Raw genomic sequence first — 14,083 nt, forward strand, 5'->3', positions numbered from 1 at the left:
TTTATTGTGCATAACACCTGAAATGAGTAAAAGGTTTAACATTATTGACTTTTCCTCATTATACAGGCTTTTTATTATCTAAGCAACTGTTTTTGTGTGGCGTTGAGATATTCTTTTCAACACCCTTATCAAGGGACAAACTGCATCTTGGCTCCGTTTTTTTTTCGCCGTACAAGCCGTGACTGATCATTCTTCGGGATTATTTCCGGCGAATCAACTTGCGGACTATTTAAATATTGCTCAATATGAGATCTACCCAATAATGTTCTGTCTTCCTCAATGTTCGGGACTGCCTCGATAGCTCGTTTCAGCGTAATTTTTCCCTGCCGCATCAGATCAATTCCAACAAGATAGAGCGGTTTCAAGCCGTTCGCTATAGCTGCCTGTCGAATTTCATAATCAGTGCTGGCATCACGCAAGTCGGAAACAACTTTTCTGGTGGGCAGCCATAACTCATGCATGCCGATTCTTCCATCTGCACCATCATAATCGCATTTTTCGCACCCAGTCCCTCGATAAAAGTCGAACCCCGGATCAATGTCTCCGAAATAAAAGAGCATATCTTCTTTAGCAGGCGTATATTTTTCGGCACAGTGAGCACATACTTTCTTAACTAAACGTTGCGCTATAACCGCCTTGGTTTGACCGAGAAACTGCTCCACTCTCATCTCAAGCAACTCCCTCATCCTCGGTACAACTCCAGTGCTGTCTTCGGTATGCATAGTGGTGAACACCAGATGACCGGTCTGCGCCGCTTCCACAGCTGTTCTGCTTGATCGTTTATTGCGTGCTTCACCGAGCATGATAACGTCTGGATCTTGCCGCATGAATTCGTCCATCAATTCATCAAATCCTAAGCCCCGTGCTCTGTTGACTTGGGTCTGGGTAATCGAACATTCTTCAGGATATGAATACTCAATAGGATTTTCCGCAGTCAGTATTTTTTTGCTGCCTGCGATATGCTTGATAGTGGCATACAGTGTTGTTGATTTGCCGCTGCCTGTCGGGCCTGTTAAAATAATCAATCCTTGCGGTCGTGTTATCTGTCGCAAATAACTGGTATGCAGCTCTCCGTTGATGCCGAGATCTTTCAATGTGATATTCTCCATTTTGCTCTGATTCAGAACCCTGAGAACGATGCTTTCACCGAATTTTGTCGGTAGCAGAGAAATTCGGAAATCAATATCCAGCAGTTCTTTACCGTTGTCATACTGTATGCTGAAAGAACCGCCCTGGGGCTGATCTTTTTGATCCAGGGCAAGTTGGCCGAGAATTTTAAATCTGGCGACCACACATTGATAGAGAATCTGAAGCTCGTAATTATTGACATCAACTTCATGTAATTCTCCTTCAATTCGGTATCTTACGCGAAATCTCTCTTTAAGGGGTTCCAAATGAATGTCACTGGCCTCAAGGCGATAGGCAATTTGGAGAATTTTATCCACCAACGTCATGGTCAATTTTCCGTCTTCTCCCCGTGACTTGCGGAACATTCTGGTGCTAACGGATCCGCCTGGGAAATAAGTAATTTTTCTTTTTTTGTCCTTATGAGCATATATACTTCTGTGTGCGTAGCAGATCTCTTCGAAAGAAGCCATGCACAGCTGGTAATGTATTTTGTGATCAAGTTGTTTACGGATATCATAGATAAGATTTCGCGACGGTTCGCAGGAGGCGACTTTTATTTTTTTCTGCCTGTCCCGTAGGATAATGAGACCTTTTTCTTTTGCATAATGCTCATTCAGAAGGCTTTGTAGTTTATAGTCAATAGCATGATTTTTTAATGATATTTGGCAGAGACCATAATGTTCGGCCAGTACGGAAAAAAAGTCGTCTTTCTTTATTTTGTTCAAATTCAACAGAATTTTCCCCAGGGGAATAGACTGTATTTTTTGCAATTTTAAGGCCTGAAGCAGATCTCGTTTCGAGATCAGACCCTTCTTGACAAAAAGTTCACCTATTCGTTGCTGTTTTCTGAAGTTACCGGCCATTGTAATGCTCTGGTAGTGATTCATTGCTTATTATGGCTGAATCGCCCGGAACGCGCAATGCATACGTCTTTGCGGATTGTTTCCCTATGGATTCCAGTACAGAGTTAATTTGTCTTCCTTTACCTCATAACGCTTCAATCGTTTGAAAAAGGTCATCCCCAACAGCGAGTTGCTCATTTTTGCCTCATTGACCGAGGCCCTGACATCCTGGAGATGAATACCCTGCACCTTGAAATCAGCGAGCTGGACAGAGCCTCCCCGGACAGTCCCATTTGCTGTCTCGTAGATACGATTGAACTCCAGCTGCTGAAGATCAATCCCCAGCTTTTTTGCATCACCAGGAGAGAGCACGATGTCGCTGGCCCCGGTATCAGCAAGAAAGATGAGGGGCACCCCATTCACTTCCGCCTGAATATAGAAATGCCCGTCTGCAGAAACCGGAAAGGTGACAGAATCAGGCGTGTTCTGCATGCCCTTGGAGGGCATTATCTCGGAGAGGAGCCGATCTCTCACTCCGGCCAGCTCGTAACGATAGCTGAACACGATCATAAAGACCAAGCCAATGGCTGCCCAGGCCGCAAGCTGCTTGATTTTTCGCCAGGTGTTTCCTGATGCCAAGGCCGCGCTGACAAAGAGGATGAAAATGCCTTGGTAAATAATCTGGCCAAAATCTTCACCAAAGCTGAGTGCATGAAAGGTGCGATTCAGGTAAACGAGGAACCCAATAAGGCCGCCAGCAATGAGAAGAAAGCGTAGTCCAAAGGGAAGAGATGATTCGTCTGCCTGGTTGTCTTCCATCTCATTCTCAACATCGGAAAAACTCCATTCTTTCTTTACTTCCTCATGCGGAGATATCGGGTTTTCCTTTTTCATGGCATCGTCGGGGCTTATGTTCCAGTTAGAGAGTGAGCAAAATAAGGGGGATTGATCAGGGCGTGCTTGTCATCCGGTTTGAAACACCCGGAATCCCTGATTGCCAAAGCAGTAGATCACGAATTTAGATATTGTTGCGTTCGGATATTCCTGACGCAACCCCTCGGCATAACCGTTAATCTGTTCTGTATCTTCAGATCGTACTTGAAATTCCTCAATATCCGTTTTGAGCTTCCTGAATTCGGCATTGGAAAAATACTTGAACTCAACCACCCAGCGCAGGCCAGCATATTTTTCATTATACTTGCCCACAAACTCCAGATCACTCCGTCCTTGCGGATAGGAACGCTCCACATGCCAGACAAACCAACGGGAAAGAAAACGACTGCATAGCTCGTAAAAGGTGGTGCGGTAGAAGTTCTCATTCACCTGCTGAAAAATTGCTTCAGGCAGCTGGGAGACATATTCCCGCCAGTAGCCGGCAAAGAGTTGTTCCAGGTCAGGCTTGTTGACAAAGCCCTGCATGATTTCAGCATAGCGGGTGGAGACGTCGATGTTATGAATCTCGTTAAAATACTGCACAAAGATAGTGCGCATGTTCATGTTGGGCAGGCAGAGATAAAAATCATCCTTGCGGGTCAGCATGCCGAGATAGAAAAAGGAGATCGGGAAAAAGGACGGTTCAAAGAACTGGTACATATTAAATTTCTCAACCAGAAAGGTATCGTCAAAGGCAATGCTGTTGTGCAGGGTCAGTTGATTAACAAAGTCCTCGGTCATAGCTGGGTTGGAGGCGGTGAGGCGACGCACCCAGGAAATATCGGTTTTCAGATTGAGATCAGTGAGATGTTTGGGAATGGTCTTGTGATTCTGGAGCCAGTTGAGGAAATAGAGCACCAGGGTGGAATTGTACAGGCTTTCCCCGTCATTGGTTACCAGATGATAGCCATTGTATTGATTCTTCATCACTGTACCCACCTCGGAACGGGTGGTCGGGTCAAGCTCCTGATCCTGAAACACAGCATCCACCAGTTCATCAGTTTCAGCCTGGGTGAATCCCAGCATGTTCTCGAAGAACGGGTCTAATGTCAGAAAAGTAGCCACGTTAAAGCCGGAGGCCATGTCATCCATAGTGATGGGCAGAACGCCGGTGATAAACACATTGGCAATGCTCTGGGTTTCCCGCCCCTGTTTCAGGGTTTTAAAAAAAGTTTTGAAAAAGCCGTTATCTGCTGTGAGTTCCCGGTAGAGCTGATCCTTATTGGCCGTGACCAGCTGATTAGCGAAGTTATCGTATTCGTCAATGATGATATACAGGGGCGGGAGTTGTTGCTCCTGCAAATATGTCAGCAGAGCATCCAGGTTGTCAGAGACCGGGGCATCAATGTTCATTTCCGGTATTTTGTTGAGCAGAGCATATGTATTGCGCATGGATTTTATACGATGATTGCAATGCACCTTAAAACTGCGCTCAATTGCCCCAATGGTTTTGCCGGGTTCTATAACGGAAAAATTGAGATGAAGGATAAAACAGGAATTCTGCTGACCTGTGGGGTACTGGCCTATCCAGGTATGCCCGAAGAGTTCCTTGAAGCGGTCTGCGGTGTTGATATCGTAATAATGATTGAGGATTGAGCAGAGCAGGGACTTGCCAAAGCGTCGCGGTCGGAGAAAGACCGGGTTGTTCACCAGCTCCAGCTCGGCCAACCAATGGGTCTTATCAACAAAATAGCCGTTTTTCTCCAACAGTTCAGAGTAGTTGGCAATGCCATAGAGGATACGTTTTTTCATAGATTCAATCCTGAAACGCTCCACCAGCTATAAGAGCATGATAAGCAAATTAAGTAACCCGATCATAAATCCAAGCAGGGCACCGAACAGATTAATGTATTTGAACTGCTCTTCCATGATAGAGAGAAGAAGCCCCTCAAGGCGGAGGAGGTCAAGGGAGTCCACCTTTTCCGTGACCAACTCCTTAATATTCAAAGTACGCACTAAACCTGGAACCTCGCGGACCAGCATTGTGTTTGCTGTAAGGACGATGTATTCGGTAATGCCTTTGCGAACGCCAGCTGGCATCAGGTTCTGGAGAATACCCAGCGGCTTGGATGTTATCCGATCCACCATTGTATTGATGATCTTATCCAGAACCTCCCCTGTCGATTCGGAGCGCAGGCTCCTGGACAGTTCGTTTACAAGGGTCTGGCGCATTGTTGCTGTTTGTTCTTTCTTCAGAAGCAGGGACACGCAATCAGCCAGGGGAAGCCGCCCATGATCAATAACACCCTCAAATTGCTCCCGGATGGCATCGGAAATCAGCTGCTGCATTTTTTCTGACCCGAGCATCTCCATAATTTTTTCCGCAAGCTGGTGGCAGATCGCCTCTTGTTTTTCCGGCTCAACGTGGATGAGCAGGTTAGCCAACGGAGTGGCCAGGAAAGCCTTAGTCTGATCAGCAAGGGCTTGACCAGCGCGTTCCTTGATCTCTGGTTTGAGAAGCCAGTCTGCCAAGGCGTCTTCTTTTTTCTCCAGCCAGGCCCGGATGGTGTCATCCATGGTTTCTATATCAATAAACCCTTTTGCCATAGCAGCCATCGGGCCAAGAGTATCGATAAAGTTTTCTATCCCTGCTTTGATGGCGATGATGATGCGGTCACGCATGGAAGGCTCGGCCAACATTTTTGCTGTCCGGAGGAGGAGCTGTGGGGCCTGTTGTTCCACAGTTGTGCAGATGAGCTGTACCAGCTCTTTGGGGAGAAAATCCTCTAAAGCCTTGCCTGATACTGCGGCTTCTGTCAGACCTGCCTCTATCTGGCGGGAAAGCAGCCTGGTATTCTCAGGAGAGGTGATTATTTTTTCCAGACAGGATTCCATAAAACTGTACAATCCTTTTCGATCCTCTTCGCGCAAAAGTTCATCAAGCCTGCGGCTGCCGAGCTGTTCCAGCTGTTCTGGAATGAGTTTGTCAAGGGCTTCACGGAATTGCTCTGATGCAAGGTAGGTGTGTACGCCAGTGCGGAGCTGATATTTCAGGGTTCTGAGACCAATACGGACATAGGCTCGGAAACGTCGGGGAATGGCTGTCTGGACAGGGCCTAGATCGCGGCTCAGGATGTCTTTGACACGATCATCCACAATCTGGTTGAGATGATCCTGAAAAGGCTCTGCTGACAGGGCTGTGCCTATTTCGGTTGCTGTGAGCAGTTTTTCACCAACCATGTTTCCGATATTCTCGGCAAGCTCATGGCGTTTAGAGGGAATGATCCCTGGTGTCATAGGAACTCTTTTGCCCAGGATATACCAAGGGTTAAGAGGTCGGAACAGCATGCGGATCGCCACTTTGTTGGTGAGATAACCGATCAGGGCCCCAAGCAGAGGTGGGCCAGCGTAGGTGAGAATTTGGGTTGTTGAAAACATCATAGTCTATCTACAGGTTATGTTTTTTATGGAGAAGTCGGAAAATTCGTTATCCGGGAATCTGAAAGGAAAAGATAAAACATAGTTGTGCTTCCGTCTACCGGGAATCAGAGGGGGAGCCTTTTTTCCTTTCCGTTTCACTTGGAAACAACGATTCTTTAGGGTATAGTTCACTACTGTATATCTACTTACTGTATATTTTTTGTATCTATGCTGCTGATACTGTTTTGTGACAAAAAAACTTTTTTATAGTTAAGGCAATCCGATGACCAAAGTTATAGCTCTGGCTGGCAAGGGGGGGACCGGTAAAACAACGATCTCAGCCCTGCTCCTGAAATATCTCACTGCCCGTACAATGACCCCGGTCCTTGCGGTGGACGCTGATGCAAATGCCAATCTTAATGAATTACTCAATCTTGATGTCGAAATGACCCTTGGGAAAATTCGTAAGGAATTAAAAGGGGAGCTTCCCATAGGCATGACCCGTGATCAATACATGGAAATGAAGATCCATCAGGCCCTGATTGAAGAGACTGGTTTTGACCTGATGGTGATGGGCCAACCAGACGGGCCTGGCTGTTATTGCGCTGCCAACCAGTATCTGGCCATGACAATGGATAAGCTGGCTGAAAATTATAAGTATATTATAGTGGACAACGAAGCAGGTATGGAACATCTGAGCAGGATGAACCTGCGCAGTATTGATTATCTGTTCATTGTTTCCGATCCCTCTGCTCGTGGTATTATGACAGCCCGACGGATTGCTGATATTACTGAGCCGTTGAAATTGGAAATCAAACAGCAGTATTTGCTGGTCAACAGGGCACCTGATCCGGTACCCCCAGCACTGCAAACCAAGATTGATGAGGCTGTTGCTGAGGCAGATATGGATTTGGCTGGAATTATTTCATCCAGTGATGACCTGATTAACCAGGAACTAAGCCGGGCATCATACTTGGATTTGGCAGAAGATACTCAGGTGATTACGCAAGCCTTTGCGATTTTTGATGCAATCTTTGATCATTCTTAAAAGTACCCGATTATGACAAGTGAAGAAAATAGTCAGGCCATGATTGACCTGATTCGGGTCAGTAAGGTGTACCCTCCTGATATCCAGGCTCTTGCAGATATTTCGCTCCGGGTTGATAAGGGAGAGATTTGTTATCTTACCGGAATGAGTGGGGCTGGTAAGACCACTTTGCTGCGCATGCTCTGCGGTATTGATACACCGGACCGGGGTTATATTGAGGTTGCAGGCAAGGAGTTGAGTAAATTATCAAGTGCGGAAATGCAGGATTTACGTCGAAGCATCGGAGTGGCGTACCAGGACTTTAAGCTGCTGCCGGAAAAAACTGTGGCCCAGAATATTGCCTTTTCTATGGAAGTGGCGTATCGAAGCCGATCATTTATCCAACACCGTACCAGGAAACTCCTTTCCCGGCTTGCCCTGTCCGATAAGATGAACACCCAGGCAGCTAAATTATCCAGAGGAGAACAGCAGCGGGTTGCCATTGCCCGAGCTGTGGCCAATGATCCAGTCCTGGTTCTTGCTGATGAGCCCACAGGTAATCTGGATTCAGACACCACAGAGTTAGTGATGGAGCTTTTTTATGAGTATAACGAAAAAGGAACAACCCTGCTTATCGCCACTCATGACCATTCAATTTATAATTATCCTGGCAGCAAGGTGGTGACCATTGAACAGGGGCAGGTGATTCCTGCTCAACATACCCAGGAAAATCAGGATGGCAATGCGCGCGATGAAAACCAGTCAGTACCGCTGTCTTCTTCTCAAAAGGGTTCTCAGGAGAGATCTCAAAAGGAGGAGTTGTACCAGCAGCTGGTCATCAAGGATGGTCTAGAGGCAGTGATGGGAAAAGAGGTGGAAGTATGAAGTTTCTCTTTGCTGTACTCAGTCAGACCTGGCGTAATATTATTGAAACCTGGCGGAGCCAGCTTCTTTCATTGGTAACCATCACCCTGTCTGTATTGATTTTTGCTTTTTTTTACCTGGTCTATATGAACGCCCTGCATGCTGGTGATCTCCTGAATAATGATCTTCGTTTGATAGTGTACCTGGAAGAACAGCCTGACCCGGCCTTGCAGGAAGAGTATCGCCATAAGATTGAAAAATTTGATCAGGTTGAAAAGATAGACTTTGTTTCTCGTTTAGCAGCCTATGATCGCTTTAAGGAGCAGCTTAACGAGAATCAGGATGTTTTGCAGGAAATTCCCCATGATTTTTTACCAGCCTCTATTGAGATTTATCCTAAGCGAAGCCTTGATACCTTGTCGCGGATTAAACTTTTTTCAGAGTATCTTCAGTCTCTTCCTGGGGTGCTTAAGGTCCAGTATGGCAGGGAGTGGGTTGATCGCTTTTACTCTTTTATTCAGCTCCTTCGTATTATTGTTTTTCTGTCAGGGGCCCTGCTTATTCTGACTACCTCTTTTATGATGGCCCATTCCATCAGGCTAACTATGCTGAACCGAAAAAAAGAGTTGGAATTATTGCGTCTGGTCGGAGCTTCAGCCCATTATATTCGGGTGCCCTTTTTTCTGGAAGGAGCTATCCTCGGAGCAATAGGAGCTGGAATCGGGCTTGGTGCGCTGTATTTTTTATTCAGCTGGATTGAGCTTCGTTTCAGCGGACAAGGAGTTCCAGGGATGTTTTCCTTTAGTTTTTTCAGTGGTCCTTCTGTTGCTGTAATTATTGTATTGGCTATGCTCCTCTGTGCCGGAGGAAGCTTCACTTCAACCCGCAAGATTCTTTATTTATGAGTAGGCAGGGTTGGCGGGTGCAGCGTTCTTTTGGGCCTTTATTGGTGCTGGTGTTTTTTTGTTGTTCCTTTTTTCAGCAAGACTGTGCTGGTGAGGAAAGCGGAACAGATGAGCAAAATAAGGTGCGAATTCATATTGGCAAATTACAGCACGATATTCAGATCCACCTGGATAAAATACAGCAGAAAAATAAAGCTGAGCAGGCAGTCCTTGATCAGCTTGATGAGATAAACCGGAAGGTTCGTCGGCAAAAGGAAAAAACAATCGTTTTGCAACGACGGTTAGCTGACCAGAAAAATCTCTTGCAAGATCTGAAAGAAAAGGTTGAGTTGGCAAAAGAGAAGCGGAAAGCTCTGCAGGGACATATGCTCAAGAGGTTACGCTCTTTTTATATGATGGGGAGTGTTGGGATGCTCAATGTGACCTTTTCTAAAAAAGATCTCCCGGATCTCATCTTGTTTTCTGATGCCTTTGAGCAGCTGGTTGCCTATGACAAAAGTATTGTTCAGCAATATCGAAAGGCCATGGATACGCTGGAACAGGCTGTGCTTTCCCATGAGCTGGAAAAATCCTTACTTGAAGAACTGGTGCAGCAGGCTGAGGAAGAGGAGCAGGTTCTTTTTGTTTTACGGGCTGAGCAGGAACAGCTGTTGACGACGATTAAGCAGGAGAAAAATATTTATCAACTGGCTGTTGATGAGATGCGTAAGGCTGAGCAGGAATTACATGATGACCTGATGCGGCTCAGAATAGAGGATAAACTTGATAGGGAACAGGGGCTTCTTTTAGGAAAAGGACGGTTGTCTTCTCCGGTAACAGGCACAGTACTGTATCATTTTGGCGATATTATTTCTTCAGGCCTGCGTCAAGGAAAAAGAATGAAGGGAATAACTGTTGACATTGAGTCTGATACCTCGGTGTATGCTGTTTATAAGGGAAAGGTTGTTTTTGCTGATTATAAACCGGGCTATGGTAATACAGTGATTATTGACCACGGAGGAAAGTATTTCACCATTACAGCCCGACTTGATGGGATTTTTGTCAACAAGGGCGATAAGGTTACCCAGGACCAGGAGATTGGGATAAGTGGGGATATTGCAACACTGTATGAGCCAGGCGTGTATTTTGAGATCCGGCATGGCAGTACGCCGTTAGATCCGTTGGAGTGGCTTCGGATAGACTGAGAAACCAGAGGAGCAGGATAGGCCTTTATTATGAATAGAAAAAAAATACAGCTCATTCTTGTTATATTTAGCATCATTTCTGCTTGTCCAGGGTATCCTGAAACAGGAAAGGGAGAAAAAAAAGCAGAGACCTATAAGCATCTTGAAACCTTTGCCAATGTACTTGATCTCTTACAGAAGCATTATGTGGATAAAGTGGAAAGTGGTGCTGTGCTCATAGGGGCGATCAACGGGATGTTGGGGTCGCTTGATCCTCATTCCTCATATATGTCACCAGAGGATTTTAAGGAGCTTCAGGAAGATACCAGAGGAAGTTTCAGTGGAATAGGTATTGAGGTAACAGTTCGTGATGGTATTTTAACCGTGGTTTCGCCCATTGTAGGAACTCCTGCCTATAAAGGGGGGGTCAAGGCAGGCGATCAGATCGTCAGGATTAATGATAAATCCACTCAGGGGATGACCTTGCCTGATGCTGTGAATCTGCTCCGGGGAAATCAAGGAGAAAAGGTCAGTATTTCCATACGCCGGCAAGGGTTGAATGAGTTGATGGATATGGTATTTGTTCGTGATATTATTCCCCATCATTCAGTGAATATTGAGGAGCTTGGAGATGGGTTCCAATATATACAGGTGACAAATTTTCAGGCTACCACCACCCGTGATTTTGAAGAAGCGTTGCGTACAGCAGGGCGGAAAAAGAAGATTCAGGGAATACTGCTTGATTTACGAAATAACCCTGGTGGGTTACTTGACCAGGCAGTGCAGCTTGCTGATGTCTTGCTTGAAAATGGGGTTATTGTAACCACAAAAGGGCGGGAACAAGAAAATGATATGCATTTCGAGGCGCATCAGGGAGAAAAAAAATACACCTTTCCTGTTGTTGTTCTTGTAAACGGTGGTTCTGCCAGTGCTTCTGAAATTGTTGCTGGTTCTTTGCAGGATCATAAACGAGCGGTGATTATCGGGACAAGGACCTTTGGTAAAGGATCTGTACAGACGGTGGTTCCTTTGCCAAATGGAGCAGGGGTTCGCCTGACCACAGCCCGTTATTACACGCCAAGCGGCAGGTCTATTCAGGCAACAGGAATTGTGCCTGATATGATTGTTCCTTTTAAGGAGAAAAGTAGAACAGGGAAGGGCGATGCTACGGATACCCGTTTGAGAGAAGAAGACCTCCCGCATCATTTTGAACAGGTGGGGAAAAAGGAAGTGCAGGAGAAAAAAGATGCAGCTCTTGATTATACAAAACGGCTGGCAGAGGATAATCAGTTGCATGCTGCTTTATTTATTTTGAAAAATATGGCTGGTGTTTTTCTTACCCATTAAAGAAAATGCATGGCCCTTGGTGGTTTCTTTTCTGCATTTTTGCTTGTGACTTGACAAAAAACTTTTTTTTGAATATATAACCAGTTTTTAATGCGCTGATGTTTACGCTTGTCAGAAGAGACTGGTTGCAGACCATTTGGGATTGACTATGTAGTGTACAGTGCTGGTAACAGATGAACGGTGCGGGTGTAGCTCAGTTGGCAGAGCGCAAGCTTCCCAAGCTTGAGGTCACGGGTTCGAGCCCCGTTACCCGCTCCATTAGTTGCCCAAGCATGTATCGATTTTTGCAGTCGATAGAGCTTGTAACAATTTTTGGGAAGTTGTAAAAGTGGGCTCTGCCCGCTTTTTTTATTGTTATTGGAGGGAGTTATGGTTTGTCGGTCTTTTTAGGGCTTCTTCCTGATGTTTGATTGACAGAGATTTTTTATTCCCTTTGGGAAGGTGCTGTGTGGGAACGGATCAAGTAATCAGAGTGGTCGAAGAATTTGCTCTCCCTCTTCTTGACGAGATGGGCTTGGAACTGGTGGAAGTACAGTTCAGGCAGGAGTCTGGATGGGTATTGCGATTATTTATTGACGGCAAAGAAGGGGTAAATGTTGATGACTGCGCCTCTGTCAGCAGACAGGTGGCCACCTATCTGGAAGTCGAAGATATTATACGCCATGCCTACACCCTAGAGGTCTCATCGCCAGGAGCAGAACGCCCCTTGAAACGTGTAGAGGATTTTATACGTTTTTCCGGAAAAAAGGTCAGAGTGAAACTGAATGAGCCTGTTGATAATCAACGTGTTTTTTGTGGAATCTTGGCAGGTGTGGATGAGAAGAACAACAGGATAACGTTGGCTGTGGACGGCTCTGATACACAACAGAGAGAATTTGATCTGCAAGCTGTTGCGCGGGCACGTCTGAGCCTTTAACGGCTCTGAATATCGGACCTTATTGTATGCTGCGGCAAAGGTCGAAGGTGGAGAAGAAATAATGTCGGGTGGAGATAATTTAAAGCGTATACTTGATCAGATTTGTCGAGATAAAGGTATTGATCGCACATTGATGGTGGATGCCATTGAAGAAGCTGTGCGGTCTGCTGTGCGGAAAAAATTCGGCGGTCGACGTGATATAGAAGTTCAGTTTAACGAAGAACTCGGTGAGGTTGAGGCATTTCAGTATCGTACTGTAGTTGACGATGTTTGGGATGAGGATACAGAAATTCATATTAATGAAGCCAGAGAACTGGATCCTGACATTGAGCTGGAAGATGATCTTGGTGAAAAAATGGAGAATGTAGCCGAACTCGGTCGGATAGCAGCCCAGTCTGCCAAGCAGGTGATTATTCATCGTCTGAGAGATGCGGAACGAGAAGTTGTTTTTGATATGTTCCGGGACCGGGAAGGTACCATCGTGAACGGTATTGTCCAGCGTTTTGAACGAGGAAAGATGATTATCAACCTTGGTCGAACAGATGCTGTGTTACCCCGTGATGGTCAGATTCCCAAGCGATCATTTAAGCAGGGAGATCGTATTCGCGCCTATCTCCAGGAGGTTCGTCAGGATTCCCGTGATTCCCAGCTGATTTTGAACAGGACATGTAATGAGTTTTTGATGAAACTTTTCGAGATGGAAGTTCCTGAAATATCAGAGCAAATTGTTAAAATAATGGGCGCTGCCCGTGAACCGGGTTTTCGGGCAAAAATAGCTGTTACTTCAGCAGAATCTGATGTGGATCCCGTAGGTGCCTGTGTGGGCATGAAAGGTGCCCGGGTGCAGAATGTAGTGCAGGAGCTGCAAGGAGAACGTATTGATATTGTGCCCTGGAGTCCAGATCCGGCAAAATACGTGTATAATGCCTTGGCCCCGGCTGAAGTAAGTATGGTGATTGTGGATGAAGAACAACATGCTTTGCTCGTTGTTGTCCCGGATGACCAATTATCATTAGCCATTGGTCGCCAAGGACAGAACGTACGGCTTGCCTCTCGGTTGCTGAAGTGGCGTATTGACGTGAAAAGCGAGCAACGTTATGAGAATCTGAGTAAGCCCGGATATATGAGTCTTCTCGCCATTGATGGAATTGATGAGACAAAGGCAGATAAGTTACTTGCCGCTGATATTCATTCAACTGTGGATTTTGTTCAGGCTGATGTTGAAAAGATTATGCGGATTATTGGGGTTAATGAAGATCAGGCAGCTGTTCTCAAGCTTCAGGCGACCGATATCCCTGTCCCTGAGGACGGAGTTGCTGACGAAGCTGAACGTCTTTTTTCACCGCCGACAAAGGCAAAAGAAGAGGTGCAGGAAGCCCCGGAAGATCAGTTGGGGAATGTGATTGCTGAAGATCAACCTGTTCCGCAGCAGGGTGTGGATAGTCAGGGAGATGACGAAGAAATTGAGGAAATGCCTGGAAATATCATTGAGCCAGAAGAAGAGGTGAGCGGTAACGTGGCACCTCAATCTCCTCATGAGCAGGACTTGTTTCCCTCGCAGGATATTGTCGATGGTGACAGGTTGCCCTGATTTTTAA

Annotated in this window: 11 protein-coding genes and 1 tRNA gene; 8 read left to right on the plus strand and 4 right to left on the minus strand. The window is 45.9% G+C overall.

What is annotated here, in order from left to right:
* Positions 1-128 precede the first annotated feature (128 nt).
* The 4 genes from L2082_RS06735 to L2082_RS06750 form a co-directional block, all read right to left on the minus strand.
* Positions 129-1,991: a GspE/PulE family protein gene (locus tag L2082_RS06735; protein WP_446010405.1), complete on the minus strand. Its 1,863-nt coding sequence runs from the start codon at positions 1,989-1,991 to the stop codon at positions 129-131.
* An 84-nt stretch (positions 1,992-2,075) separates the two neighbouring features.
* Positions 2,076-2,864, minus strand: a complete 789-nt coding sequence (locus L2082_RS06740) for a retropepsin-like aspartic protease family protein (protein ID WP_446010404.1) — start codon at positions 2,862-2,864, stop codon at positions 2,076-2,078.
* A 69-nt stretch (positions 2,865-2,933) separates the two neighbouring features.
* A complete protein-coding gene (locus L2082_RS06745; protein WP_446010403.1) occupies positions 2,934-4,655 on the minus strand; it encodes an AAA family ATPase in 1,722 nt (573 codons plus the stop codon).
* Between the two features lie 27 nt (positions 4,656-4,682).
* Positions 4,683-6,284, minus strand: a complete 1,602-nt coding sequence (locus L2082_RS06750) for a DUF445 family protein (protein WP_446010402.1) — start codon at positions 6,282-6,284, stop codon at positions 4,683-4,685.
* 262 nt (positions 6,285-6,546) lie between these two features.
* On the opposite strand from L2082_RS06750, the gene L2082_RS06755 reads away from it, so the two are divergent.
* The 8 genes from L2082_RS06755 (at position 6,547) to nusA (ending at position 14,076) form a co-directional block, all read left to right on the plus strand.
* The gene (locus L2082_RS06755) at positions 6,547-7,311 is read left to right on the plus strand and encodes an ATP-binding protein (RefSeq protein ID WP_446009133.1); all 765 of its coding nucleotides are present in this window, start codon (positions 6,547-6,549) and stop codon (positions 7,309-7,311) included.
* 12 nt (positions 7,312-7,323) lie between these two features.
* Positions 7,324-8,175 (plus strand): cell division ATP-binding protein FtsE, encoded by an 852-nt coding sequence (gene ftsE, locus L2082_RS06760; protein WP_446009132.1) that lies wholly within the window; start codon positions 7,324-7,326, stop codon positions 8,173-8,175.
* Positions 8,172-9,059, plus strand: a complete 888-nt coding sequence (locus L2082_RS06765) for a cell division protein FtsX (protein ID WP_446009131.1) — start codon at positions 8,172-8,174, stop codon at positions 9,057-9,059. Before ftsE ends, L2082_RS06765 begins: the two co-directional genes overlap by 4 nt.
* On the plus strand, positions 9,056-10,243 hold the full coding sequence (locus L2082_RS06770) for a murein hydrolase activator EnvC family protein (RefSeq protein WP_446009130.1): 1,188 nt from the start codon (positions 9,056-9,058) through the stop codon (positions 10,241-10,243). The genes L2082_RS06765 and L2082_RS06770 overlap by 4 nt, the downstream gene beginning before the upstream one ends.
* Positions 10,244-10,273: 30 nt before the next feature.
* On the plus strand, positions 10,274-11,569 hold the full coding sequence (locus L2082_RS06775; protein WP_446009129.1) for a S41 family peptidase: 1,296 nt from the start codon (positions 10,274-10,276) through the stop codon (positions 11,567-11,569).
* 182 nt (positions 11,570-11,751) lie between these two features.
* Positions 11,752-11,827: transfer RNA gene (locus L2082_RS06780), tRNA-Gly, on the plus strand.
* 190 nt (positions 11,828-12,017) lie between these two features.
* Entirely contained in the window at positions 12,018-12,485 is a 468-nt protein-coding gene (locus tag L2082_RS06785) for a ribosome maturation factor RimP (RefSeq protein WP_446009128.1), read from the plus strand.
* 61 nt (positions 12,486-12,546) lie between these two features.
* Positions 12,547-14,076 carry a transcription termination factor NusA gene (nusA, locus tag L2082_RS06790; protein WP_446009127.1) on the plus strand — a complete coding sequence of 510 codons (1,530 nt, stop codon included), beginning with the start codon at positions 12,547-12,549 and terminating at the stop codon, positions 14,074-14,076.
* Positions 14,077-14,083: the final 7 nt, after the last annotated feature.

It is taken from the genome of Candidatus Electrothrix sp. (genome assembly GCF_052785085.1).